The organism is Rothia sp. HMSC065C12 (assembly GCF_001812085.1).
GTDB lineage: Bacteria > Actinomycetota > Actinomycetes > Actinomycetales > Micrococcaceae > Rothia > Rothia mucilaginosa.
In genome coordinates this window covers 126,622-150,922 of record NZ_KV807678.1, presented here as the reverse complement: position 1 = coordinate 150,922, position 24,301 = coordinate 126,622, and the positions used below count along the sequence as shown (strand labels likewise).

Below are 24,301 nucleotides of genomic sequence, written 5' to 3'. Positions count from 1 at the left end.
GCTAGTTCACCTCCTGATTCTGAGTGGTTTCAGACTGAGTGGTTTCCGGGTAGCCGTCGCGTTCCATGCGGCGGGTCGTCTCCGCGGTTGTGGAGACAACGTAGACCTGCTCCAAATCCTGTAGCAGGCCGGGGTAGCCGACGGGCAGGCGGTCGCTACCGATCTGGGTTTCCATCGCATCGTAGATGTAGCGCTGGCTGGGTTCGTCCACGGAGTTCAGCGGCTCGGTCAGGATGAGCACCTGCGCGTCCTGTGCGAGTGCGCGGGCGAGCGCCAGACGCTGACGCTGACCACCGGAGAGGTTCGCGCCTTCGCTGGTGATGCGGGCGGCGAAGTAGTCTTCGGGGTTGCGTCCGCCCAGTCGGTAGGCGATTTCGCGGGAGTCGGTAATCTTCAGCAGCTCCTGGTCCTTTGCCTGTGCCAGCTCCTCGTCGGGGTTCGGCACGGTACCCAGGCGCAGGTGCTCCTGCAGGGTTCCCGCGAAAATCATGGGATTCGGTTCGCTCAGCAACACGCGGCGGCCGGTTGCGTCCTTGAGGTCCTCTCCCCCGCGTCGCAGGGTGCGGGCGAGCGCCTCGGCGTAGTCTTGCGCGGTGAGGTTGTAGTCGCGCGGGTTGACGTACACGATGCGCGGGTTGCTAGCACCGGTGGGGGCGACGGGTACGGGCACCTCGAAGGTGCTCGCCTCGACTGTCTGTTCGGCGCGTGCCAGCTGCGCCATTTCTTCGTCGGTGCGCGGGCGCTTCAGCACGCCCTGACGCACACCCGCGTGGCCTTCGAGTCGGGCGACCTTGGCGAGCGCAATCTTGGCGTAGCGCCATTCCGTCAGGAAGTTCTGGGTAATCCAGATGGGGCCACCCATCATCGCAATAATGGAGGCGACGGTCACCAGGGACGCGGCGGGGGTGTCGGAGACCCAGCGGCCATTTTCGACATGGCCGGTGAGGGCGAAGCCGACGCCGAGCAGGGTCACGGCACCGCCGAGCAGCGCGCGGATGAGGAACATCCAGCGGTGCGTCTTTTCATAGCGCATGTAGCTGTCGAAGACTTCGTCAGTGCCGCGGTGGTAGCGCTCACGCATCTGTTCTTCGGCACCGAGGCCGGCGATGGTGCGCAGGCCGGTGGCGATGTCGGAGGCGCGTGAGGAGGCTTCGCCATCCTTCTCACGGTATTCGCCAATCTTGGATTCGAGGAAGGACGAGTACCAGGCAATCACGCCGACCACGATGAGCGTACCGATGAGGGTGACAATCGCGGTGACGGGGTTAATGAGCCAGAGCTGCACGGCACCGAGGGTCGCAACAATCATGGCATTGACGAATAGCGGTAGCGAGAAGTAGACGGCCGTGATGCGGCGTACGTCTTTGTTCATGACGGTAACCGCTTCGCCCGCGTCAACGGTTGTGCGGGTGCGTCCCATGAGTCGGTTGATATAGATGCGCCAGTCGCGGCCGAGCTCCGCGCTGAGGGTCATGGAGGTACCCCAGCCGAAGAACTCGTTAATCACGATGAAGGTGATGGATGCGACCACCACCCAGAACATGGGCCAGGCGTCGGGGGCTTTTCCTGCGATGTGCTGGTTGATGAACTGGCCCACCATGACGGGGATCAGGATCGCGCCGATACCCGCGGTAGTTTCTCCGAGGACGGGGATTGCCCAGCGGTGCCAGGGGTATTTGTGTCCGGGTGCGGTGACTCGCAGGGCGAGGCGCTTTTTGAGGGCTTCCTCTTCGGCCTTGCGCTGTTCGCTACCGGTTACTTCCTGTGCAGCTTTTTTCTGCGCAGTTTTCTTCTGAGCGGCTTTTTCCTGCGTGGTTTTGTTATGCATGGATTCTTCATGCGTAGCTTCTTCACGCGCGGCGTTTTCTTGTGCCTTGTCAGCGTTGTATTCAGTCATTCAACGTCTCTCCTTTCTCTTACCCTATTCCTTTATCAATGTGGCACGCAACACTATTTGCACCATAGATGGGCGTGTCGTCATTTATGCAACGTATTTTGGAGTTTGTATCAGCCGCTCAACATGCACCGACATCAATCGGCGGATTCTGCATCTACGCGGTAATCTATGCGGCTTGGAGGCCTACGTTTTCGACCTTCTGAGCACCAGGTTTTTGCACCACTGCACTTTTAGTGCTTTGTTCTACACTACACGAATTTGGGGAATTCCCGCGTTAGCGCGGCACCGCGCCTCCCGAACGCCCTATAAACGCCCCGCGAAGGAACCGCAACCACCCTGCAAAGATGCAGTGAACACCCCGCAAGCACTCCGCGAGTACCCTGTTGTTCCCTCGTAACGATAACGCCCCCGCGCCCGCGCTATTCCCGATAGACTGGAATCCTCATGAGTATTTTGAATTTTCTTTCTTCCACGCTGGGCGAGAATCCCGGCGACTACAATCGACGCGATTTTAAGGGCAACCCCCTCACCGCCGAAGAAATCTATGAATCCTTCACCGAGTGGATTTCGACCCGCGGCATGACCCTGTACCCCGCCCAGGACGAGGCCGTTCTGAGCATTGCCGCCGGACATAACGTGGTGCTGGCAACCCCGACCGGTTCCGGTAAGTCCACTGTGGCTGTTGCCGCGCATTTTACGGGCCTGGCGACCGGTCAGCGCTCCTACTACACCGCCCCCATTAAGGCGCTGGTGTCTGAGAAGTTCTTTGACCTGATTAATATTTTTGGTGCCGAAAACGTGGGCATGATTACCGGCGACTCCGCCATTAATACGGAGGCGCCGATTATCTGCTGCACCGCGGAAATTCTCGCCAATATTGCCCTGCGCGAGGGTAAGGATGCGGACCTGTGCCAGGTCATTATGGACGAGTTCCACTTCTACTCTGACCCGCAGCGCGGCTGGGCGTGGCAGCTTCCCCTGCTGGAGCTTCCGCAGGCGCAGTTCCTGCTGATGAGCGCAACCCTGGGCGATACGACTCGCTTCCAGGAGGAGATGACGGCGCTGACCGGTCGTGAAAGTGACCTGGTGGCGCATTCTGAGCGTCCCATTCCGCTGCATTTCTACTACTCCACCACCCCGGTTCAGGAGACGGTGCAGGAGCTCGTGCAGACCAAGCAGACTCCGGTCTACATTGTGCACTTCTCGCAGAAGGCGGCGCTGGAGCAGGCGAACGCGCTGCTGTCGGTGGCTATTGCTTCGAAGGAAGATAAGGAACGCATCTCCGAGCTGATTGCTAAGTTCCGTTTCGGTCCGGGCTTCGGTAAGGCGCTGAATAAGCTGGTGCGTGCCGGTATCGGTATTCACCACGCGGGCATGCTGCCCAAGTACCGCCGCCTCGTGGAGCAGCTGGCTCAGGAGGGTCTGCTCAAGGTGATTTGCGGTACCGACACCCTGGGCGTGGGTATTAACGTGCCGATTCGTACCGTGCTGATTACGGCGCTGTCGAAGTTTGACGGTGCCCGTAGCCGTCGTCTGCGTGCCCGCGAGTTCCACCAGATTGCTGGACGCGCGGGCCGCGCCGGTTTTGATACCGCCGGCACCGTGGTGGTTCAGGCTCCCGAGCACGATATTGAGAACGCGCGCCTGCTGGCGAAGGCGCAGGCGAAGTTCGGCGACGACACCAAGCGCATTAACCAGTCCCTGTCCTCCAAGCGCAAGAAGGCGCCGGAAGGCTTCGTTGGCTGGTCCGAGAAGACCTTCGACCAGTTGGTAGAAGCAGCCCCGGAGCCGCTAACCTCCTCCTTCGACATCACCCATTCGATGTTGCTGAACCTGATGCACCGCCCGGAGAACCCGGTCATTGCCGCGTACCGCATCATTCAGGAGAACCACGAGAGCCCGGCACGCCGCCGCGAGCTGCTGCGCAAGGCAATCGGCATCTACAAGGAGCTACTGACCGGCGGCGTGATTGAGCGAACCAACACCCCGGACGAGCACGGCTCCTACCTGCGCCTGACCGAGGATTTGCAGGATAACTTTGCCCTGAACCAGCCGCTGTCCGCTTTTGCGGTCGCCGCGCTGGAACTGCTCGACCCCGAATCGCCCAGCTACGCACTGGACGTGCTCTCCCTCATTGAGGCGACCCTGGATTCGCCGAACCAGGTGCTGTACGCACAGGAACGCAAGGCGAAGAACGAACTGTCGGCACAGTTGAAGGCGGACGGTGTGGACTACACCGAACGCATGAACGAGCTGGACAAGGTCACCTACCCGCAGCCCCTGGCGGAGCTCATCGATCAGGCGTACACGACCTACAAGCAGTCCGCGCCGTGGGTGGCACGTTTTGAGCCGCGCCCCAAGTCAATCGTGCGTGACATGTACGAACGCGCGATGGGCTTCAACGACTTCGTGCAGTACTACTCGCTCGAACGTGCCGAGGGCGTGCTCCTGCGTTACCTCTCTGACGCATACAAGGCGCTGCGCCACACCATCCCCGATTCTGCCGTGACCGACGAGCTCGACGACATCATCGAGTGGCTCGGCGAGCTGGTACGCCAGACCGACTCCTCCCTGGTGGACGAATGGGAGAAGCTGGCTGCCGGCGAAGACACCGCGACCATTGCGGCCGAGCACGCCTCCATCGAGGAGGAAGAGCCTCCCGCCGTGACGCAGAACCTGCGCGCCTTCCGCGTGATGGTGCGCAACGCCCTCTTCCGCCGTGTGGAGCTCTTCGCTGACGAGCGTGACCGCGCCCTGGGCGCCCTGGACGAGTGGTGCGGCTGGGATGCCGACCGCTGGGCGGACGCCATGGACGACTACTTCGACACCTACGACGACATCTACACGGACGCCGACGCGCGCTCGCCTCGCCTGGTCAGCATGGATGAGGACACCGCCGCGCATCCGGGCGTGTGGAAGGTTCAGCAGAGCTTCGCTGACCCCGAAGATAACTTTGACTTCGGTATTCGTGCCGAGGTTAATCTGGCGGCATCCGATGAGGCGGGTTACCCGGTGCTGAAGATTCTGAGCGTGGGCGAGTTCTAAGACTCCGATTGAGACTCCGCCCGAGGCTCTGCCCAGATGTTGCCCATAGTGGGCTAGAATACAGAGTATCTATCTATTTGAATGAAAGAAGGTTCACCGTTGACCGTTTCTTCGCTTCCCAAGGTTGAGTACCGCAAGGGTTCGGTCGTCAAGCACGACGGCTACGAGATTACCGACCACTGGTTCCAGGTTCCCCTGACCCACGGTCTGATTTTCTCCAAGGGCAAGGATGCCGCTCTCTCCTCCCGTTTCGCGGACCAGACCATCACCGTGTTCGCCCGTGAGGTTGTGAGCACCAACGAGACTCTGACCGTTTCGGCTGATAAGCGTCCTTACATTGTGTACCTGCAGGGTGGCCCCGGTTTCGGTTCGCCGAAGACCGGCTCCATTGGCGGCTGGATTGCTGAGCTGGCGAAGACTCACCGCGTGGTTCTTCTGGATCAGCGCGGTACCGGCATGTCTTCCCCGCTGTCTGCCCGCACCATCACCGCTGTGGGTGACGCGCAGGTTCAGGCTGAGTACACTGAGCTGTTCCGTGCGGACTCCATCATCGCTGACGCGGAGGCTGTCCGCGAGGTGCTGCTGGCTGACCGTGCCGACAAGCGCTGGTCCACCATTGGTCAGTCCTTCGGTGGCTTCCTGACCCTGTCCTACCTGTCGTTCGCACCGCAGTCGCTGCGTGACTGCCGCATCACCGCGGGCCTGGCGCCGATTCGCACCTCCGTGGACAACGTCTACCAGCACACCTTCGACCGCATGAAGGAACGTGTTGAGGAGTACTACAGCTGGTTCCCCGAGGACGCTGAGCTCGCTACCCGCATTGCTGAGCACCTGCGCACCCACAAGGAGTACCTGCCCACCGGTGAGCGTCTGACCGATCACCGCTTCCAGATGGCCGGCCATTTCCTGGGTGGCCGCTGGCGCGAGCGCGGTCTGCACTACTTCCTGGAGACCGCTTTCGCTGAGGGTAACGACCACCTGTCCGATCAGTTCCTGACCGCTATGGGTGCCGAGGTGACCTTCCAGGCGAACCCGCTGTACGCCCTGATGCACGAGACCATTTACGCTGACGGCCCCGCTGACGGCGTTCTGCCCGGCATCCCCGGCTACGAGCTGTCCCCCTCCCCCGCGCCGACCAACTGGTCTGCTGCTCGCGTGGCGGCTTCCCGCCCCGAGTTCGCACCGGATGCGGACCGTCTGCTCTTCACCGGCGAGCACATCTTCCCCTGGTACTACGAGGAGGATCCCTCGCTGCGTCCGCTGGCTGAGGTTGCGAACCTGCTGGCTGAGAAGAAGGACTGGGGTCGCCTGTACGACCACGCACAGCTGCACAAGAACGAGGTTCCCGTGGTGGCTGCGGCGTACAACCCGGACGTGTACGTGGACTTTGAGCACTCCATGGAGACCGCTCGCTGGGTCGGTAACACCCACGTGTGGACTTCGAAGACCCACCACCACGACGGTTTCGGTTCTGACTCGCTGACCATTCTGGGTCACCTGAAGAACATGCTGGCTGAGGTTCACAACCAGTAATTCTTCTGAAATATCTCTGATATAGCTAAAGCCCCTCACTCCGGTTGATCCGGTGTGAGGGGCTTTAGTGTTAGCGTTTAGCCTGGTGAGGCTGCACGCTCAGTAGCTCAAACTACTACTTCGAGGAGGAAGCGTGCGCATCCTGTGCGGTGCGGGCACGCATCACGAGGGCGTGGTATTCGTCTTCCTTCTCGATCAGCTCTTCACGCAGCTTGGCGGGAATGGCGTTGAGCTTCTCGGTTTCCTGCTGCCAACGGGCGGTGATGTCCGCACGCTCGGCGGCAGGTGCATCCTCGGGCAGTGCCAGGTACTTCTCGGAGAGCGCCTGAACACGCTGAATGGTCTGCAGTGCGCGCCCCTTGGGGCTGAGCAGCGAGGCAAGCACGGTAATGATCAGAACGCCCACGATGACCATCAGCGACATTTCGGTGCTGATTTCGATGACGTGCACGGGCTCGCCGTGGTTGATGAACGGCAGGTTGTTCTCGTGCATTGCGTGCAGGATGAGCTTCACACCAATGAACGCGAGGATGGTCGCCAGGCCGTAGGAGAGGTAGACGAGGCGGTCCAGCAGGCCGTCAATGAGGAAGTACAGCTGGCGCAGACCCATGAGGGAGAACGCGGTCGCGGTGAACACAATGTAGACGGACTGGGTGAGGCCGAAGATCGCGGGGATCGAGTCGAGTGCGAAGAGCAGGTCGGAACCGGCGATAGCGACCATGACGAGCATCATGGGGGTCATGACGCGCTTGCCGTTTTCGATGGTGAAGAGCTTGTCGCCGTCGAAGTGGTCGCTGGTCTTCAGGTACTTCTTGGCGAGGCGGACCATGATGTTGTCGGCTTCGTCGTCACCGTCGCCTTCGGTGATTTCGTCCTTGAGCAGGTTACCTGCGGTCATGAGCAGGACCAGGCCGAAGATGTAGAATACCCAGGCGAAGGAGTTGATGATCGCCGCGCCAGCGAAGATGAAGGAGCCGCGCGCCAGGATCGCGAAGACGATACCGAAGAGAAGGACCTTCTGCTGATTCTCACGGGCGACACGGAAGGTGCCCATAATGATCATGAAGACGAAGAGGTTATCGACCGAGAGAGCTTCTTCGGTGATGTAGCCTGCATAGAATTCAGTGGCGGCGGAGGGGCCGTTCGTCACGAAAATATACAGACCGAACAGCAGCGCGATGCCGATGTAAATACTCGACCAGATGGCCGCTTCCTTGACGGAGGGTTCGTGCGCCTTACGAACGTGGAACACGAAATCGAAGGCCAACAGACCCGCGATGATGAGAATAGTAACCAACCATTGCAACCCGGTAACTTCCATGGGGAGCCTTTCTTGTGGTGTGCGTACAGGACCACAAGTCTCTCCCGCCGATCTGAATGGAGGTCGGCTCGATTCACCGGTTAGGCGCCTTCGGCTAACGTGCTGACGATGAGTCGATTGGTGGGATACTCCCTTGCTCGGTGAACGATTATACAGCAGGTTGAGGTTTTCGCACAGGAGCCCCTCCGGAGGGTTTTTCAGGAGCGAGGCACGCCGAAGTGTAAAAAGGCACAGCGCAAAAAAGGCGCGGTGTAGAACGTGGTGTATTGCAAATCAGCACGCACAGATCGACACCGCGCCGCAAGCCCACATAAAGGTAGCCCTCCCCGTTAACTATTACGGGGAGGGCTACCTTTCATTCAGTTAGGAGACCATGTTGAAGGTCGGCGGGGTGAAAGCAATCGCGTTCACCTGCTTGTTCGTATCAAGCGTGCCGTTCTCCTGAATCGTCGGGACGGTAATAACCACCTCGAACTGGTACATGCCTTCCATGAGCTTATCGCCACGCAGCGCAAAACGCGCGGAGATGCCGGTCGCCTTATCATTCACGCTCGACGCAAACGGAATGACCTGACCCTGAACGGTCTGAGTCTTGCCGTTGCGGGTCATAACGGTTGCCTTGCCGGTCGGGTCAGTCGTGAAAATCTGGCGGTCAATGATTTTACCCTCGGGCGAGAAGAGGTAAATGTCCATGGACGGGTGCAGGTGCGTGGTGCCGGTCGTCGCCTCCAGCGCGGAGACGTTGTAAGTCATCACGAACTCACCGCAGTTCAGGTTGAGGTCGCCCTCGGGGCCGTGAGTCGCCTCGTACACGGACATGAGGCGAATCGTTGCGGGGTTCGGTGAGGTTGCGTTCTCCATGGACCACCACGCCTGACCGGTCTCCGGCGCAGTCACGGGCTTGTTCTTGGTGCGCGACTGCAGGGCGCCACTGGCGGGATTGGTAATCATCCAGCCACCGACCTGGGTGAAGTCCGGGCCGTGTACCGTCTTGCAATCATCAGCCGAAGCAGCGAATGCGGGTACCGCCGTAGAGGCGGCAATAGCGGGCACAGCCCAAAGCGCGCCGCGGGTGAGGTTGCGGCGGGTAACGGAACGAGCTCCCGTAGTGTGTTCGTCTGAAGAGTTATTCGAAATAGTCACAGATTTTTCTTTATCGTTCGGAAGCATCACGGTGTTATTTGATACGTAAAACACCTTGATAGTCTACAGTATCTATCTGCACTCAGTGGAACTTCACGAGCAATGAATTATCTCATGGCGAAAAACCCAAGTCAGACCCCTAAACACCGGGCTTAGAGCACCAGGCTTAGAACACCGGGCTTAGAGCACGGTGTTTAGGGCATCAAGTTTAGAGCACCGGGTTAGAGCACCGGGTTAGAGCACCGGGTTTAGGCGTGACCCGCCTCCTTCATCAGGCGCAGCTCCTTCTTCAAATCGGCAAGCTCATCACGCAGACGCGCCGCCAACTCAAACTGCAGGTTCTCCGCCGCCACGCGCATCTGCTCGTTCATCTGCTCAATCAAATCCAGCAGATCCTCGGCGGGTGCCGCAGCCAGACCGTCGGCGCGAACGCGCGCCTCCGCACGGGCGAGAAGCTCCTCCGACTCCGGGGTGCTCGTGGCAATCTTCGACGAGGTCGCAGAACCGGTCTTCGCACCCGCACTCACCGTACGGGCACCCTTCTTGCCGCTCTTACGCAGCTGCAGAAGCTCGCGGGTGTCCTCTTCCTCGCGGGCGAGCACATCCGTAATATCGGCAATCTTCTTACGCAGCGGCTGCGGGTCAATGCCGTGCTCGTGGTTGTACGCCTGCTGAATCTCGCGGCGGCGGTTCGTCTCATCAATCGCCACGCGCATAGAATCCGTAATCTTATCGGCGTACATGTGCACCTGACCGGACACGTTACGCGCCGCACGACCAATGGTCTGAATCAGCGAAGTGGTCGAACGCAGGAAGCCTTCCTTATCGGCATCCAGAATCGCAACCAGGGACACTTCGGGCAGGTCAAGGCCCTCACGCAGCAGGTTAATACCGACCAGCACGTCAAAGGTGCCCAGGCGCAGCTCACGCAGAAGCTCCACACGGCGCAGGGTGTCCACGTCAGAGTGCAGGTACTGCACCTTCACGCCGTGCTGCAGCAGGTACTCGGTCAGATCTTCCGCCATGCGCTTAGTGAGGGTCGTGACCAGCACACGCTCATCACGCTCAACGCGCACGCGAATCTCCTCAAGCAAATCATCAATCTGACCCTTGGTCGGTTTGACCACGATCTCGGGGTCAATCAGGCCGGTCGGGCGAATAATCTGCTCCACATAACCATCAGCCTGCGACAGCTCATACTTGCCGGGGGTCGCCGAGAGGTAAATCGTCTGACCGATACGCTCCAGGAACTCCTCCCACTTCAACGGGCGGTTATCCATCGCCGACGGCAGACGGAAACCGTGCTCCACGAGGGTGCGCTTACGGGACATATCGCCCTCATACATGGCACCAATCTGCGGGACCGTCACGTGCGACTCGTCAATAATCAGCAGGAAATCATCCGGGAAATAATCCAGCAGACAGTTCGGGGCGCTACCGGCGGCACGACCGTCAATATGGCGCGAGTAGTTCTCAATGCCATTGCAGAAGCCCATCTGCTCCATCATTTCCAGGTCGTAGGTGGTGCGCATGCGCAGACGCTGCGCCTCCAGCAGCTTGCCCTGGGATTCGAGGGTCTGCAGGCGCTCACGCAGCTCATCCTCGATGGAGGTAATAGCCTTCGCCATGCGCTCGGCGCCGGCAACGTAGTGGCTTGCGGGGAAGACGTACATCTCTTCTTCCTCGCGAATCACCTCTCCGGTCAGCGGGTGCAGGGTGTAAATCGCCTCAATCTCATCACCGAAGAACTCAACGCGGATCGCGTTCTCCTCGTACATGGGGATGATTTCGACGGTATCGCCGCGCACACGGAACGTGCCGCGGTGAAAGTCCATGTCATTACGCGCGTACTGCATCGCCACGAACTGGCGCAGCAGCTCGTCGCGGTCAATCTCCTCACCGCGACGCAGAGTCACCATCTGCTCAATGTACTCCTCGGGCGTGCCCAGACCGTAAATGCAGGACACGGTCGAAACCACCACCACGTCGCGGCGAGTCAGCAGGGAGTTCGTCGCCGAGTGGCGCAGACGCTCCACCTCCTCATTGATGGAGGAGTCCTTCTCAATGAACGTATCGGTCTGCGGCACGTACGCCTCAGGCTGGTAGTAGTCGTAGTAGGAGACGAAATACTCCACCGCATTATTCGGTAGCAGCTCGCGCAGCTCATTCGCCAGCTGCGCCGCCAGAGTCTTATTCTGCACGAGCACCAGAGTCGGACGCTGCACCGCCTCAATCAGCCAGGCTGCGGTCGCGGACTTACCGGTACCGGTAGCGCCCATCAGCACGATGTCCTTCTCACCGTTCTGCACACGCTCGGTGAGCTCGGCGATAGCCTTTGGCTGGTCACCGGCAGGCTGGAAGGGGCTGACCACTTCAAAGGGGGCGACGATGCGGTTAATTTCGGGTGCGTAGCTCATGTATCCATCCTAGGGGAAAGCCGCCCAATGCGCCCCAGGATTGGTCACCCTTTTCTGCTGGCGCAATACAATGACGTGCAATAGCCCAGACACGACAGGTAACAAGCCATCACCATGAAAGTGCCCAAGTTCATAAAAGAGGTGGCGCAAAAGATAAGGGTCTTTCGACTGGTTCATCTGCGCTACCGGGCAGGAGGCGAGCGGGAGCATTCTCCCGCACGATAACGGTGCTCTTAGGAACAGTGCTCTTAGGGGTGGCCGCTCTCCCCCGCAGCCGCCGCCGCTCACGGGCACCGCACCGCAGAAGATAAGCGGCAACACATAAAGACTTATGACGGGCGCTCCGCACTCACCCCCTTTGCCTCCTTGATGTGGCTCACATATGTTTAGAGCGCATACACGCAGACAGAACGGGACCACAAGAGCGCACGGAAGGACTCCATGAGCACGACCACGGAGACAGCTTCACAGGCAACTCCGAACGAATCCACAGAAGCGAACCCGGAGGCGAACCCCACCGGCGCGCCGGTTGCCACCTTAGCTGCCAAGGCCGAGCATCGCAGCACCCTCTTCGCGTCCTCGTACCCGCTGATTCTGCTCATCGCCCTCACCATTCTGTTGGGCGTCACCTACCTCTCACTCATCACCGGCAGGTACCCGCTCGAATTGGACGAGCTCTTCCGCATTCTCGGTAAGAACTGGTTCGGCATGGACCTGAAAGTCTACAAGCCCGCCGAAAACATGCTGCTGACCGTGCGTATTCCGCGTCTGCTCGCCGCCGGGCTCATCGGTGCCGCCCTCGCCATTGCGGGTGCCACCTTCCAGGCGGTCTTCCGTAACCCGTTGGTCTCCCCGTACCTGCTGGGTGTTTCGCAGGGTGCGTCGGTGGGTGCCGCCTCCGCCATTCTACTGGGTGTGGGCACGAGCATCGCCATTCAGGGTTCTGCCCTGGCCGGTGGTCTTGCCGCCGTGCTACTGACCGTGAGCATTCCGCGTCTGCTCAAGAATCAGTCCACGCTCATGCTGGTGCTCTCCGGCGTGATTGTGGGTGGCTTTGGCACCGCCGCGCTGGGTGCGTTGAAGTTCATTGCGAACCCTGAAACTCAGCTGGCACAGATCGTGTTCTGGCAGATGGGTTCCCTGCAGGACGTACGCGCGGAAGCACTCACGCAGTTTGCGCTGGTGGCGGTGCCCTGCATTCTGTTGCTCTTGGCGATGCGTTGGCGCATCAATATCCTCTCGCTCGGTGACGATGAGGCGCGCACCCTCGGCATTAACCTGACCCGCACCCGCGGTATCACCATTCTGCTGGCAACCCTGGTCACCGCGACCAGCGTGTGTATTGGCGGCCCGATTTCTTGGGTTGGCCTGGTCATTCCGCACCTGTGCCGCCTGCTGGTCGGTAGTGACACGACCAAGCTCATGCCGCTGTCCATTCTGATGGGTGCTTCGTTCATGATGTTCGTCGATACCCTGGCACGTAGCCTCACCAGTGCGGAGGTGCCTTTGAGCGTACTGACCGGCTTCATTGGCACACCCCTGTACGTGGCGCTACTGCTGTTTGGAAAGGTTCGGGTGAAGTAATGTCGTCTTCCATTCCCGATGCTCAGCACCGCACGGATGCGAGCGCCGAGGTTCTGCTACACCTGGACGGTGCGGGCTTCCGTTACGGCCACCGGGGCGGGCACATCAAGCGCCGCCGCACGGATCACCGCGCTGGTCTGCACCGTTCCGGGCACCGCTCCAGCCGCTGGATTTTCCGCAACGTGAACCTGCAGGTGCGACGCGGTGAGGTCCTCGCCATTCTGGGTCGCAACGGTGTGGGTAAGTCCACCCTGTTGAACTCCCTGATTGGTTTGCACTCGCTCACCGAGGGCACCGTCCACCTGGGCGGTGAGCCGCTGGATTCTTTGACCGCGACTGAGCGTGCCCGCCGCATCGCGTACCTTCCGCAGATGGAAGGTCACGGCATCTCCTACACCGTGACCGAGTACCTGCTGATGGGTCGCGCACCCTATATCGGGTTGTTCTCTTCGCCCTCGCATCGTGACCGTGAGCAGGTGCACACCGTGATGGAGGAGCTGGGGCTGCTCGACCTGGCGCACTCCCCGCTGGATCAGCTGTCCGGCGGTCAGCGTCAGCAGGTGGGTATTGCCCGAACCCTGGTGCAAGACGCCCCGCTCATCGTTCTGGACGAGCCGACGAGCGCCCTCGATGTGGCGAATCAGGCGAAGGTTCTGCGGAAAATTCGGCAGCTGCGCGATGCCGGGTACGGGGTCATCTTCACGACCCACAACCCGGATCACGCCCTCATGCTGGATGCGACCGTCGCCCTGCTTGGTGCGCGCGATATGCCCGATACCGTGCCAAACGCAACGCCGGAGGTACCTGCAGATGCGCCGGCTCAACTTTTGACGGGCCGCGCCTCCAAGGTGCTCACGAGCGAGGTTCTCTCCCGCACCTTCAATACCGGCCTGACGGTGGCTTACTCCCCCGAGCTGGGTCGTTCCAGCGTGCACATGACGAGCCTCGATATCTGAGGCTCCGCAGCGTTTAGATTTCCGGCGGTGGTTTGGGTGGCACACAAGAGATACGGTAGAGGTGCCCTTTGTCTTGTGGGAGGCGTGTCCCTAGCACGCCTGCCCCACCCAGGCCGCCGCCGGGTTATTCACCCACCCTATCGACACAGAAAGACACATCATGAAGATTACGAAGTTCCACACCGGCATTGCCCTGACCACTTCCCTGCTGCTGGCTGCGCTGACCGGTTGCGGTGCCGCGAACACCGCCTCCTCCTCTGCATCGGGTTCCGCCTCGAGCTCGGTGTCCGCTTCCGCCTCCTCTCAGAGCTCGAAGAAGCACACCAGCTTCTTCGTGAAGGATAACGGTGACGGCACCAAGGTCATTAAGGACATTGACGGCAAGGAGGTCACCGTACCCACCACCCCGGAGCGCATCGCTGACCTGTGGCACGCAAACAACCAGGTGGTTCTGCTGCTCGGCGGCGCTGAGAAGCTGGTGTCCACCACCTCTACCGTGAAGTCCCTGGCATGGTTCAAGCAGGTGTACCCCGGTATTGAGAAGGTTGACGCGCCGGTGAAGGGCACCGACGTGAACATGGAGCAGCTGCTTGCCGATAAGCCGGAGGTGCTACTCGCCTCCTCGAAGGAGCAGATTGCGAAGGCATCTGAGGCGGGTATCCCGGCGGTGCACGTGGAGTTCCAGAACTTCGCGGATCTGAAGCGCACCGTTGAGCTGACCGCCGAGGTCATTGGCACCGATGAGGCGATTGAGCGTGCCGAGAAGTACCTGGCGTACCTGGAGAAGAACGAGAACCTCATCAAGGAGCGCCTGCAGGGCGTCACCGAGTCCCCGAAGGTTCTGCACATTGCGGGCGGTTCTGACCTGACGAAGGTGGACGGCTCGAACTCCCTAATTGGTGAATGGATGAAGCTTTCGGGTGCGAAGAACTCCCTGGACGGCGTGGAGAACTTGAAGAACATTTCCCTGGAGCAGATTATTGCCTCACAGCCGGAGTACATCATCATTGGCGGCGCGGATGCGCAGAAGGGCGTGGACGCGATTAAGGCGGACGCCGCGTGGGCTGACGTTCCGGCGGTGAAGAACGGCAAAATTATTAAGAACCCGGTCGGCACCTTCAACTGGGACCGCTACTCCGCCGAGGAGGCTCTGCAGATTCTGTGGGCGGCGAAGCTGTTCCATCCCGAGAAGTTCTCCGACGTTGACCTGGTGAAGGAGACCCGCGAGTTCTACTCGACCTTCTACGGCTACCAGCTGACCGAGGATGAGGCGCAGCGCATCATCAACGGTCAGGGTCCCGCGGCTAGCTAATCCGGCAACTAGCTCGCCTGGCGATTGGTTAGTTCGTTAAACACGTACCGCCCGGAACCGTGCTCACAACACGATTCCGGGCGGTATTTTATTGGTTTGTAGCCGTGGGGCGCCACAGTGATAGTTGACGGCAGCGCTAGTTGACCGCAGTGCTAGCGCACCTCCACGGTGGCTCCGGCGAGGCTCATCAGCGCCCGGTTCGTTAGCGGAAGGTACCCGTTCAGGGCGCTCAAAATCAGCTGCATGGTGCGCTCTTCATCCTCCACGCTCAGCCCGCGCGGAATGCCCACACCCGGCACGCAGATGCGCTGCTTGTACAGGTCAATCACCGCGCACACGGTGCGGTTCGGCACGTCCAACACCGGCAGCATGCCGCGGTGATTGATGGTGCGCAGGCCCTTACCGACCACGGCGGCGGTGCGGATATCCGGGCGGGCGCTCCTCGCGAACCGGGAGGTGCTCGCACCGTTCGCAAAAGCGGCAGGGTCGGGAATACTATTCGGCACCGCGCTCTTCTCGTTCAGCACAGACAGCAGCGGCTCCCCCACCGCGGCGGTGACCGCCACGTAGCGTACCTGCCGGTCCATGGCGTTGAGGAAGTCCAGTTCCGCGTACTCCTCCACGCGGTAGTTTTCGACCAGACCGGCCTCGCCCGACCCGGTTTCTTCCACGGTGCGGGTGATGACTTCTTCATCGTAGAAGCTTGCCACGCACACCTGCGGGGCGCCGCGCTCAATGCGGGCGCGGCACTGATAGTCGTCGTCGAGCAGCCAGAGGGACAGCTCGTAGCCGTCGGGCACATCGCGCATACCGGTCGCGAGCAGCACTTCGCTGCCCTCCAGGGGGAATGGCTCCCAGCCAGCCGGTTCAAAAGCGTTGAGGGCACCGTCCAGGGCGGGGTTGCAGGACCCGAGGCTCGGCGCCTGATCAGCCGGGGTGAACGCCTCGGTGGAGGGCATGGCGATGGTGAGCCCGCGCATCCTGCCGGCGAGGCAGAGCTCAACCGCCATGAGCAGGTGGCCCGCACCTTCACGGCTCAGTGCTGGGCTCTGAACCAGGTGCGCCACGCCGGAGTTATCCAGGCTGAGGTGTTCGCCAACTCCGCGGGCGGCGTTGGAGTAGCGGTTGTGCAGGCGCACCAGCTCGTCAATGGGCAGGGCGCGGCCCACGGCGCCGAACGCCTGTGCGATAGCGTGAACGTGTTCGGGGAAGACGCGGCAGAGCCTGCCGAGCTGACGGGCAAACTCTGCCGGACGCTGCGTGAGCACACCCAGGAGGGTGCCGAGGTTCTGCTGGCGGTAGGCGTTGAGTAGCTGGGCGACGGTGGCGGGTTCTAGCTGCTCGACAGTGCCCATCTTGGGGAGGCGCGCTCCCTGGCGGTTGAGGGTTGCGGTGCCGCCGCGGCTGCCCGCGGACTGCTCTGATGAGTTTTTGCCTGCTTGTTCGTCTACTTGTTGATAGTAGGTTCCCGACTGCGTCACGTTTTCACGACCTTGAGCTCTTCAGAGCGTTCATTAGCTGATTCTTCGTAAGGTGACGGGCGGGGCTCAGCGCCTACCGGCAGATGGTTCGTGCACACACTCGACCGTCTGCCGGATCGTATAGTACCGGCATACAGCTGTGCCTCGTTCCTTGAGCAACTAAGCTATAGCTTCAAGACGTCAGCATCAGGACCTCAGCGCTGAGATAGTACCCAGTTCTCGGCGCTGAGATGTCAGCGTTGAGCCCTGCCCGTCAGTGCGGGCGCACGCGTTCCCTCGTGGAGGCGCCAGGCTGGGTTACCGCTGGTGACGAACCCGTTGCCCGTGCCGTGGAGGGGCGTGTGCGTTCCGCAACGCTTTTTAGGCTATCAGCTTTAGCGGGCAATTACTAGGGCTAGAGTAACTATTAACTAAGGTTGGACTACCTTTTGAGTTTTGAAGACTTTAAACGGGCGCTCTAGCCAGGAAATTTGGGACTAGAAATTTAGAACCAGAAATCTAAGACCGGGAATCTAGGGATCGGCAATCTAGAGGCCGGTAACCTAGACCGGCAAATCCACCCACTGCGTATCCCCCCAGGTCACACTCGCCGCACCGGAACTCAAGCTCACCACCAGCTCCTCGGCACGCGCCAGCTCCTCCGGGCGGTCAAACACACCCAGGGAAATCGTGGCACCCTCCGCACCGTACTCGGTACCCAGCACATTCAGACCGGCTGCACGGATCTCGTTCTCCAGGCGGCCAGCATCAGCATGCGAACTGGGCACCTGACCCACTCGCAGACGCTCACGCGAATCAAATAGCGCACCATCCAGGGTCTGCACCACCGAATCAGTGTAGGCACGCACCAGACCGCCCGCACCAAGCTTAATGCCACCAAAATAGCGCACGACCACGGCAACCACATCCGACAGGTCGGTGGTGCCGTCCTCACGGGTCTGACGCGCCAGCAGCGCCTGCATCATCGGCACACCCGCAGTACCGGCGGGCTCACCGTCATCGGAGGAACGTTGAATATCGCGGTCAGCACCAATAATGAACGCCGAACACACGTGGCGGGCATCGTGGTAGGTCTTGCGCACCGACTCAATGTAGGCGCGCGCCTCCTCAACGGTGCTCACGCGCTTGATGTGACCAATAAATTCGCTACGCTTAATTTCGAGGAGGCTCTCATAGGGCTCATCGCCGCGCGGCACAAGGTATCGGTTGGCGCGAGTTTCTTCCTGCATGTGTCCTCCTCTAATCAGTACCTATCTATTGTGGCACAGCCCGTCAGGAGCACCGTCCATGTCCCAGCCTTCTTCCCCCGCTTCTACCGCCCTGCGCCGTTACGCCCTCACCGGCGGTATCGGCAGCGGCAAGAGCACCATCGCCTCCCTCTTCGTTGAGCAGGGCGCATTCCTGGTGGATGCGGACGCTATCTCCCGCTCCCTCATGGAGCCCGGCGAGGCGGTGCTCGCCCGCACGGTCGCGGAGTTCGGCGAGCATCTGCTCGATGAGGACGGCCGCCTCAACCGCCCCGCCCTGGCGCGTATCGTGTTCAATGATAAGCAGGCGCGCCTGCGCCTGAACGCGATTGTGCACCCCGCTATTCGTGAGCGCGCCGCGCAGCTGGTGGAGCAGGCGCAGTCCGAGCCCGGGTTCAGCAGCGTGGTGCTGGAGGACATTCCGCTACTCGTGGAGAGCGGCGACCCGTCCGCCTTTGAGGGCGTGGTCGTGGTGCGCACTCCCCTGGCAACTCGCCTGCAACGCCTCGTGTCCTCGCGCGGCATGAGTGAGGAGGATGCGCGCGCCCGCATCGCCGCGCAGGCAACCGACGAGCAGCGTGAGGCGGTCGCAACCTGGATCATTGATAATGGCGGCTCGCTGGAGGAGACCGCCGAGCAGGTGCGCACCGTCTGGGACCAGATGACCTCCGCCTAAAATCCTCCCCAGCAGCACAGGGCACAGCAATACAGAGCACAGCAACACAGGGCACGTACCCCGGATCCCAACGCCCCCCAATAACGCAAAGAACCCCCTCACCTCCCAAACGGGAGATGAGGGGGTTCCCCTGCTCTAGGCACCCCACGCGGGGGTTACCTATCGGCTACTATGCCTGATGAGTGCTCATCTGAGCGGCAGATTAGTTGCCGGTCAGCTTCTTGCGGAGCTCAGCCAGTGCCTCATCCGATGCGAGGGTACCTGCGGAAGCGGGCTCCTCGGAGGAGTAAGAGGTCGGTGCGGGCTCAGCTGCTGCGGGAGCTGCTGCTGCAGCCTCTGCGTCAGCCTCGAGAGCCTTAGCAACCTGAACCTTGTGAGCCTCGAAGCGAGCCTGTGCCTCTGCGTACTGTGCTTCCCAAGCCTCGCGCTGTGCGTCGAAGCCTTCCAGCCACTCGTTAGCCTCGGGGTCGAAGCCCTCGGGGTACTTGTAGTTGCCAGCCTCGTCGTACTCTGCAGCCATGCCGTACAGAGCGGGGTCAAACTCGGTAGCGTTGGGGTCAACGCCCTCGTTTGCCTGCTTGAGGGACAGGGAGATGCGGCGGCGGTCCATGTCGATGTCGATGATCTTAACGAAGACCTCTTCACCAACGGAGACGACCTGCTCAGCCAGGTCAACGTGGCGGGTTGCCAGCTCGGAGATGTGGACGAGGCCCTCGATGCCGTCCTCAACGCGCACGAATGCACCGAAGGGAACGAGCTTGGTGACCTTGCCGGGAACAATCTGACCCAGAGCGTGGGTGCGAGCAAATGCCTGCCACGGATCTTCCTGGGTTGCCTTGAGGGACAGGGACACGCGCTCGCGGTCCAGGTCCACCTCGAGAACCTCGACGGTAACGGGCTGGCCAACCTCGACAACCTCGGAGGGGTGGTCGATGTGCTTCCAGGACAGCTCGGAAACGTGAACCAGACCGTCCACGCCACCCAGGTCCACGAATGCACCGAAGTTGACGATGGAGGAGACAACGCCCTCGCGGACCTGACCCTTCTCCAGCTCGTTGAGGAAGGAGGAGCGGACTGCGGACTGGGTCTCTTCCAGGTATGCACGGCGAGACAGAACAACGTTGTTGCGGTTCTTGTCCAGCTCGATGATCTTAGCCTCGAGCTGCTGGCCGATGTAAGGTGCGAGGTCGCGGACGCGGCGCATCTCAACGAGGGATGCGGGCAGGAAGCCACGCAGACCGATGTCGAGGATAAGGCCACCCTTGACAACCTCGATAACGGTACCGGTAACGACGCCGTCGTTTTCCTTGACCTTCTCGATGTCGCCCCATGCACGCTCGTACTGTGCGCGCTTCTTGGAGAGGATCAGGCGACCTTCCTTGTCCTCCTTGGTGAGGACGAGTGCCTCAACCTCGGAGCCGAGCTCGACAACCTCAGAGGGGTCGATGTCGTGCTTGATGGACAGCTCGCGGGAGGGGATGACGCCTTCGGTCTTGTAACCGATGTCGAGCAGAACCTCATCGTGGTCGATCTTAACAACCTGGCCGGAGACGAGATCGCCGTCGTTGAAGACCTTGATGGTCTTCTCGACTGCCTCGAGGAATGCCTGCTCGTCGCCGATGTCGTTGATTGCGACCTGAGGGATGTTGGTGCTCATGTAGTGAGGGCTCCAATTGGATTTCTAATAGGTCGACGCTGCCGGTTCGCCGCTCAACACCCCCGGGTGGAGGCGCTAACCGGCTCACTTTTTCACCCCGGCGCGCACGGTATAGGACCGCTAACGCCTTTGAACGGGGTGAGGAAACGTCGAGCTGACGGATACTTACAATGTGTACCGCCCACCGGAAGCAGATGCTCTCAGCAGGGTGTGCGAGCGGTCTGTGCCCGTTTTCTCCCCGTTTTCTTAAGGAGAAAAAGAGCATAGAAAACCCGTACGTTGGTACACGCGATTAATAGTGTACGGGAATCCCGGGCGTGTCGTCAATGGTTACGCGCCCGGGATTCCCGTACTTATTTGCGGTTTTAGTAACGCTGGGATGCGAGGGGCTGTGCTCGTCCTCGTTCCTACAGGGGCACCCGCCCTCGCTTCGCTTCGGGCACCCTGATGTCACTACGGACGACACCGCCCCTCCTCATGCTCGCACCAGGCTGGAACGAGGGGTAGCTATACCCTCCGGAAGCGACATCAGGGTACCCTCTCGGGTGCTCTCCGCGGCGAAGCAAGGAGAGGGCGGAGCGCCCGAGAGGGTGGGTTCCCCTGCAGGAGCGGAGGAAGGGTATAGCGTACCCACCCACCCCTGCCTGTAGGAACGAGGACGATAACTGCCTTTCCGTGCGGAAATCAATACAAGGTAGTGAGCCTAGTGGCCCGCCTCCTGCCAAGACTTACCCCAGCCGACCTGCACATCCAGAGGAACACGCAGGGAGGCGGCACCGCTCATCTCCTCGACCAGCACGCGTTCGGCGGCTTCACGCTCACCGGTGGCGACTTCGAGGATGATTTCGTCGTGCACCTGCAGCAGCATGCGGGTCTTCAGGCCCTCTTCGCGCAGGCGGCGGTGAATGTTGATCATGGCGATCTTGATGATGTCCGCGGCGGTGCCCTGAATGGGGGCGTTGAGGGCGGCGCGTTCGGCGGCTTCACGGCGTACACGGTTGGGCGAGTCCAGGTCGGGCAGCACGCGGCGGCGGCCGAAAATGGTTTCGGTGTAGCCGTCCTGGTGTGCCTGCTTGAGCACGCCGCGCAGGAATCGTCCTACGCGTCCGAAGCGCTTGAAGTAGTTGGTGCGCAGTTCGCCTGCTTCGTCGGAGCTGATGTTCAGCTGCTTGGCGAGGCCGAATCGGGACAGGCCGTATGCCAGGCCGTAGGACATTGCCTTGACCTTGGAGCGCTGCTCGGGGGTGACTTCTTCGGGGGCGACGCCGAAGACTTCGGAACCGACGTAACGGTGCAGGTCCTCCCCCGCTTCGTAGGCTGCGATGAGCTTCTCGTCGGCGGCGAGGTGCACCATGATGCGCATTTCGATCTGCGAGTAGTCGGCGGTGAGCAGACCCTCGTACTCCACACCGTCGACGGGTGCGGGCGCGACGATGAAGGCGCCACGGATGCGGCGGCCTTCTTCGGTGCGGATCGGGATGTTCTGCAGGTTCGGCGCGGTCGAGGAGAGTCGACCGGTGGAGGCGGCACCCTGCTGGAAGGTGGTGTGCACGCGTCCGTCGTCGGCGGCTGCTTTCTGCAGGCCTTCGACGGTCTGTACGAGTTTGATGTTGTCGCGGTAGGCGGCGAGCGCACCGAGGAATGCGGCACCGTCGGACTCCGGGGAGATTTTGGCGAGCAGTTCGGTGACGGATTCGGCGTCGGTGGAGTAGCCGGACTTGATTTTGCGGGTGTGCGGCAGGGCGAGCTTGTCGAAGAGCACGGTCTGCAGCTGTTTGACGGAGGCGAGGTTGAGGGGTTCTTCGCCGTCGTCGGTTTGGACGGTGTCGCCGATGATGGTGCGTGCGGCGTCCTGCGCCTGGTTAGCGCGTGCGGAGAAGGTGTCGTGCAGTTCGGCAAGGAGCGCGTCGGAGACGGCGATGCCTGCCTGCTCCATGTCTGCGAGGACGTAAAGTAGCGGCAGTTCGATTTCTTCGTAGACTTTGAGCTGGCCGTGTTCTTCCATTTCGTAGTGCAGCAGGCGCGCGAGTTCGTGGATGATGCGGCTGATTTGGGTGAAGTAGCGCAGGTTGTCGACGGGTTCGGCTTCGCCAGGCAGGCTGAAGAGGGAGGGTTCTGCCTCATCTTCTTCGGGCTGGAAGACGAGCTGCGCGTAGGGGTCCTTGGGGATCCAGAGGTAGCGTTCGGCGAGGTCTTCCATGCGTTCGGAGAAGAGTTTGCGGGTTGCGGTGGGGATGAAGCCGCACATGTAGGAGGACAGGGCGGGGTCTTCGACGGCGCCGGCGAGTTCGTAGCCGTAGGCGCGCAGGAGTTTGCGCTGAACCTTGAGGTCCATGACGATTTTGCGGGCTGCTTCGTCGGAGAGCCAGGCGGCGAGGGCGGCGTCGAGTTCCGGGTCGATGCTGCGGGTGTCGACCCAGAGGCTGGTGCTCTTGCTGGTGAGGAGCACGCCGAGCAGTTCGGGGTTTTCTTCGGCGGCGCGGATCTTGGTTTTGGTGACCTTGACGGCGGGTGCGTCGCCGATGGCGGGGCGCGCTACGGGCAGGTTGGTGACCGGGTAGAGGGTCACGGCGCCTTCGAGGCGTTCGGGTACGGCGATGGGCGCGCCCTGTTCGTCGGTGCCGTAGTTTTCTTCGGCTGCGGCGGCGCAGAAGGCGCGGAATGCTACTGCGTCTGCGTTTTTGGTGGGTGCGCTGGTGGCAATGGGTGCGTAGACGGGGCCGGTGGGTGCCTTCTTGGTGACGCCCTCCTCCCCTGCTTCTGCGGTGGAAACTGCAGAGCCAGCGGATCCGGCTGCGCGCACGATGGGGCCGAGGGTGTCGGCGGCGCGCTTGCGGATGGTGCGGAACTCTACTTCGTCGAAGAAGGTGTTGAGTGCATCCAGGTCGGGGGTGAATGCGGTGTCTTCGAGGGTGACGTTCAGGTCGAGGTCGTTGACGAGCTGGTTGAGTCGGCGGTTGCGCACGACGTTGTCGATATTTTCGCGTAGTGCTTCGCCCTTCTTGCCGCCGATCTTGTCGCTGTTTTCGATGACGGCGTCGAGGGAGCCGTATTCGCTGAGCCATTTGGCGGCGAAGCCGGGGCCTACGCCGGGTACGCCGGGCAGGTTGTCCGCCTGCTCGCCGGTGAGGGCGGCGAGGTCGGGGTACATGTGCGGGGGTACTTTGGTTTTCTTTTCGACGGCGGCGGGGTCCATGCGCTGAATACCCTTGGAGGGGCCGGTGGTGACCGGGTAGAGCAGGGTGACGTCGTCGGTGACGAGCTGGAAGATGTCGCGGTCGCCGGAGAGGATGAGAACCTTGTAGCCGGCTTCGGTGCCGCGGCGGGTGAGGGTTGCAACGATGTCGTCGGCTTCGTAGTTTTCGTAGGTGAGCGCGGGGATGTTGAGCGCGCCGAGCATCTTTTTGATGAGGTCGATCTGGCCGTCGAAGGCTTCGGGGATGGCGTTGCGGCCGCCCTTGTATTCGCCGTATTCGGCGGTGCGGAAGGTGCCGCCGGGCAGGTCGAAGGCTACGGCGATGTGGCTGGGCTGGTTGTCTTTGATGATGCTCAGCAGGGTGGAGAGGAAGGCGTGGACAGCTTCGGTGTGCTGGCCGTCGCTGCGCACGAAGATGTGCTGTCCGGTCCTTTCGGCCATGGTGTAGATGCCGAAGAAGGAGCGTAGGGCGAGGGAGTGTCCGTCAATGAGCAGGAGGGTTTTGTTCTCTGTAGTCACTCCTCTAGTGTATCGAGTCTGAGTTTTCTTGGTGGTTGGCTTCGTGGCTGCGGGTTTTGTGGTGGCTGCCGGTTAGGACTGTGGGGAGGCGCCCGCGCCGTGTTGGGTGCCGGTGCTGTGCCATATAGCGGAATAACGGGGTGTGTGGAAAGAGTTTTACCTCATATGTAGGTGCCGGTGGGGTGCGTTTGGTGAGTTTTCCCCCAAAAAATGTGCCCCAAGCCACTATGTAAGGTGGATAATAATACGGTTTCCAGATAATATATAACCTTATTATCGCCTCCAGCGTAGGAACCCCCACACCCCGTGTATTCATA

Annotated in this window: 14 protein-coding genes; 6 read left to right on the top strand and 8 right to left on the bottom strand. The window is 61.1% G+C overall.

Features of this window, described 5'->3' with window-relative positions; translation table 11 throughout:
- Nucleotide 1 precedes the first annotated feature (1 nt).
- Nucleotides 2-1,897, bottom strand: a complete 1,896-nt coding sequence (locus HMPREF2836_RS04900; protein WP_070629637.1) for an ABC transporter transmembrane domain-containing protein — start codon at nt 1,895-1,897, stop codon at nt 2-4.
- A gap of 444 nt (nt 1,898-2,341) precedes the next feature.
- Here HMPREF2836_RS04900 and HMPREF2836_RS04895 point away from each other — a divergent pair, with 444 nt between their 5' ends.
- The gene (locus tag HMPREF2836_RS04895; RefSeq protein ID WP_070629635.1) at nt 2,342-4,942 is read left to right on the top strand and encodes a DEAD/DEAH box helicase; all 2,601 of its coding nucleotides are present in this window, start codon (nt 2,342-2,344) and stop codon (nt 4,940-4,942) included.
- Nucleotides 4,943-5,023: 81 nt separating this feature from the next.
- Nucleotides 5,024-6,475 carry an alpha/beta fold hydrolase gene (locus tag HMPREF2836_RS04890; protein ID WP_070616310.1) on the top strand — a complete coding sequence of 484 codons (1,452 nt, stop codon included), beginning with the start codon at nt 5,024-5,026 and terminating at the stop codon, nt 6,473-6,475.
- 115 nt (nt 6,476-6,590) lie between these two features.
- Here HMPREF2836_RS04890 and HMPREF2836_RS04885 read toward each other — a convergent pair whose 3' ends face one another.
- The 3 genes from HMPREF2836_RS04885 to uvrB form a co-directional block, all read right to left on the bottom strand.
- Nucleotides 6,591-7,796 carry a TerC family protein gene (locus tag HMPREF2836_RS04885; RefSeq protein WP_070629634.1) on the bottom strand — a complete coding sequence of 402 codons (1,206 nt, stop codon included), beginning with the start codon at nt 7,794-7,796 and terminating at the stop codon, nt 6,591-6,593.
- Between the two features lie 363 nt (nt 7,797-8,159).
- Nucleotides 8,160-8,939 carry an ornithinee aminotransferase gene (locus tag HMPREF2836_RS04880; protein WP_246822827.1) on the bottom strand — a complete coding sequence of 260 codons (780 nt, stop codon included), beginning with the start codon at nt 8,937-8,939 and terminating at the stop codon, nt 8,160-8,162.
- A 248-nt stretch (nt 8,940-9,187) separates the two neighbouring features.
- Nucleotides 9,188-11,356: an excinuclease ABC subunit UvrB gene (uvrB, locus tag HMPREF2836_RS04875; protein ID WP_070629632.1), complete on the bottom strand. Its 2,169-nt coding sequence runs from the start codon at nt 11,354-11,356 to the stop codon at nt 9,188-9,190.
- A 441-nt stretch (nt 11,357-11,797) separates the two neighbouring features.
- On the opposite strand from uvrB, the gene HMPREF2836_RS04870 reads away from it, so the two are divergent.
- The 3 genes from HMPREF2836_RS04870 (at nt 11,798) to HMPREF2836_RS04860 (ending at nt 15,208) form a co-directional block, all read left to right on the top strand.
- Nucleotides 11,798-12,940, top strand: a complete 1,143-nt coding sequence (locus HMPREF2836_RS04870; protein WP_083309168.1) for a FecCD family ABC transporter permease — start codon at nt 11,798-11,800, stop codon at nt 12,938-12,940.
- On the top strand, nt 12,940-13,896 hold the full coding sequence (locus tag HMPREF2836_RS04865; protein WP_083309167.1) for an ABC transporter ATP-binding protein: 957 nt from the start codon (nt 12,940-12,942) through the stop codon (nt 13,894-13,896). The genes HMPREF2836_RS04870 and HMPREF2836_RS04865 overlap by 1 nt, the downstream gene beginning before the upstream one ends.
- A gap of 160 nt (nt 13,897-14,056) precedes the next feature.
- Entirely contained in the window at nt 14,057-15,208 is a 1,152-nt protein-coding gene (locus HMPREF2836_RS04860) for an ABC transporter substrate-binding protein (protein ID WP_246822826.1), read from the top strand.
- A 152-nt stretch (nt 15,209-15,360) separates the two neighbouring features.
- On the opposite strand, the gene HMPREF2836_RS04855 is transcribed toward HMPREF2836_RS04860, so the two are convergent.
- Both HMPREF2836_RS04855 and HMPREF2836_RS04850 read right to left on the bottom strand, forming a co-directional pair.
- A complete protein-coding gene (locus HMPREF2836_RS04855) occupies nt 15,361-16,689 on the bottom strand; it encodes a 2-oxoglutarate dehydrogenase (protein WP_070629630.1) in 1,329 nt (442 codons plus the stop codon).
- A 542-nt stretch (nt 16,690-17,231) separates the two neighbouring features.
- Entirely contained in the window at nt 17,232-17,918 is a 687-nt protein-coding gene (locus tag HMPREF2836_RS04850) for an IMPACT family protein (RefSeq protein WP_005506219.1), read from the bottom strand.
- A gap of 58 nt (nt 17,919-17,976) precedes the next feature.
- Between HMPREF2836_RS04850 and coaE the strand changes: the two genes are divergently transcribed.
- Complete coding sequence (gene coaE, locus HMPREF2836_RS04845; RefSeq protein WP_070629628.1) at nt 17,977-18,612, top strand: dephospho-CoA kinase; 636 nt, start codon at nt 17,977-17,979, stop codon at nt 18,610-18,612.
- A 202-nt stretch (nt 18,613-18,814) separates the two neighbouring features.
- Here the strand turns inward: coaE and rpsA are convergent, their stop codons facing one another.
- Both rpsA and polA read right to left on the bottom strand, forming a co-directional pair.
- A complete protein-coding gene (rpsA, locus tag HMPREF2836_RS04840) occupies nt 18,815-20,269 on the bottom strand; it encodes a 30S ribosomal protein S1 (RefSeq protein ID WP_070616461.1) in 1,455 nt (484 codons plus the stop codon).
- Nucleotides 20,270-20,972: 703 nt separating this feature from the next.
- Nucleotides 20,973-23,984, bottom strand: coding sequence for a DNA polymerase I (polA, locus tag HMPREF2836_RS04835; protein ID WP_070629626.1), 3,012 nt, complete (start codon nt 23,982-23,984; stop codon nt 20,973-20,975).
- Nucleotides 23,985-24,301 lie beyond the last annotated feature (317 nt).

What these genes read in the sequence shown, in the direction of transcription:
- HMPREF2836_RS04900 (WP_070629637.1), bottom strand. Translation starts at nt 1,897, where the DNA reads ATGACTGAATACAACGCTGACAAGGCACAAGAAAACGCCGCGCGTGAA.
- HMPREF2836_RS04895 (WP_070629635.1), top strand. Translation starts at nt 2,342, where the DNA reads ATGAGTATTTTGAATTTTCTTTCTTCCACGCTGGGCGAGAATCCCGGC.
- HMPREF2836_RS04890 (WP_070616310.1), top strand. Translation starts at nt 5,024, where the DNA reads ATGAAAGAAGGTTCACCGTTGACCGTTTCTTCGCTTCCCAAGGTTGAG.
- HMPREF2836_RS04885 (WP_070629634.1), bottom strand. Translation starts at nt 7,796, where the DNA reads ATGGAAGTTACCGGGTTGCAATGGTTGGTTACTATTCTCATCATCGCG.
- uvrB (WP_070629632.1), bottom strand. Translation starts at nt 11,356, where the DNA reads ATGAGCTACGCACCCGAAATTAACCGCATCGTCGCCCCCTTTGAAGTG.
- HMPREF2836_RS04870 (WP_083309168.1), top strand. Translation starts at nt 11,798, where the DNA reads ATGAGCACGACCACGGAGACAGCTTCACAGGCAACTCCGAACGAATCC.
- HMPREF2836_RS04865 (WP_083309167.1), top strand. Translation starts at nt 12,940, where the DNA reads ATGTCGTCTTCCATTCCCGATGCTCAGCACCGCACGGATGCGAGCGCC.
- HMPREF2836_RS04860 (WP_246822826.1), top strand. Translation starts at nt 14,057, where the DNA reads ATGAAGATTACGAAGTTCCACACCGGCATTGCCCTGACCACTTCCCTG.
- HMPREF2836_RS04850 (WP_005506219.1), bottom strand. Translation starts at nt 17,918, where the DNA reads ATGCAGGAAGAAACTCGCGCCAACCGATACCTTGTGCCGCGCGGCGAT.
- coaE (WP_070629628.1), top strand. Translation starts at nt 17,977, where the DNA reads ATGTCCCAGCCTTCTTCCCCCGCTTCTACCGCCCTGCGCCGTTACGCC.
- rpsA (WP_070616461.1), bottom strand. Translation starts at nt 20,269, where the DNA reads ATGAGCACCAACATCCCTCAGGTCGCAATCAACGACATCGGCGACGAG.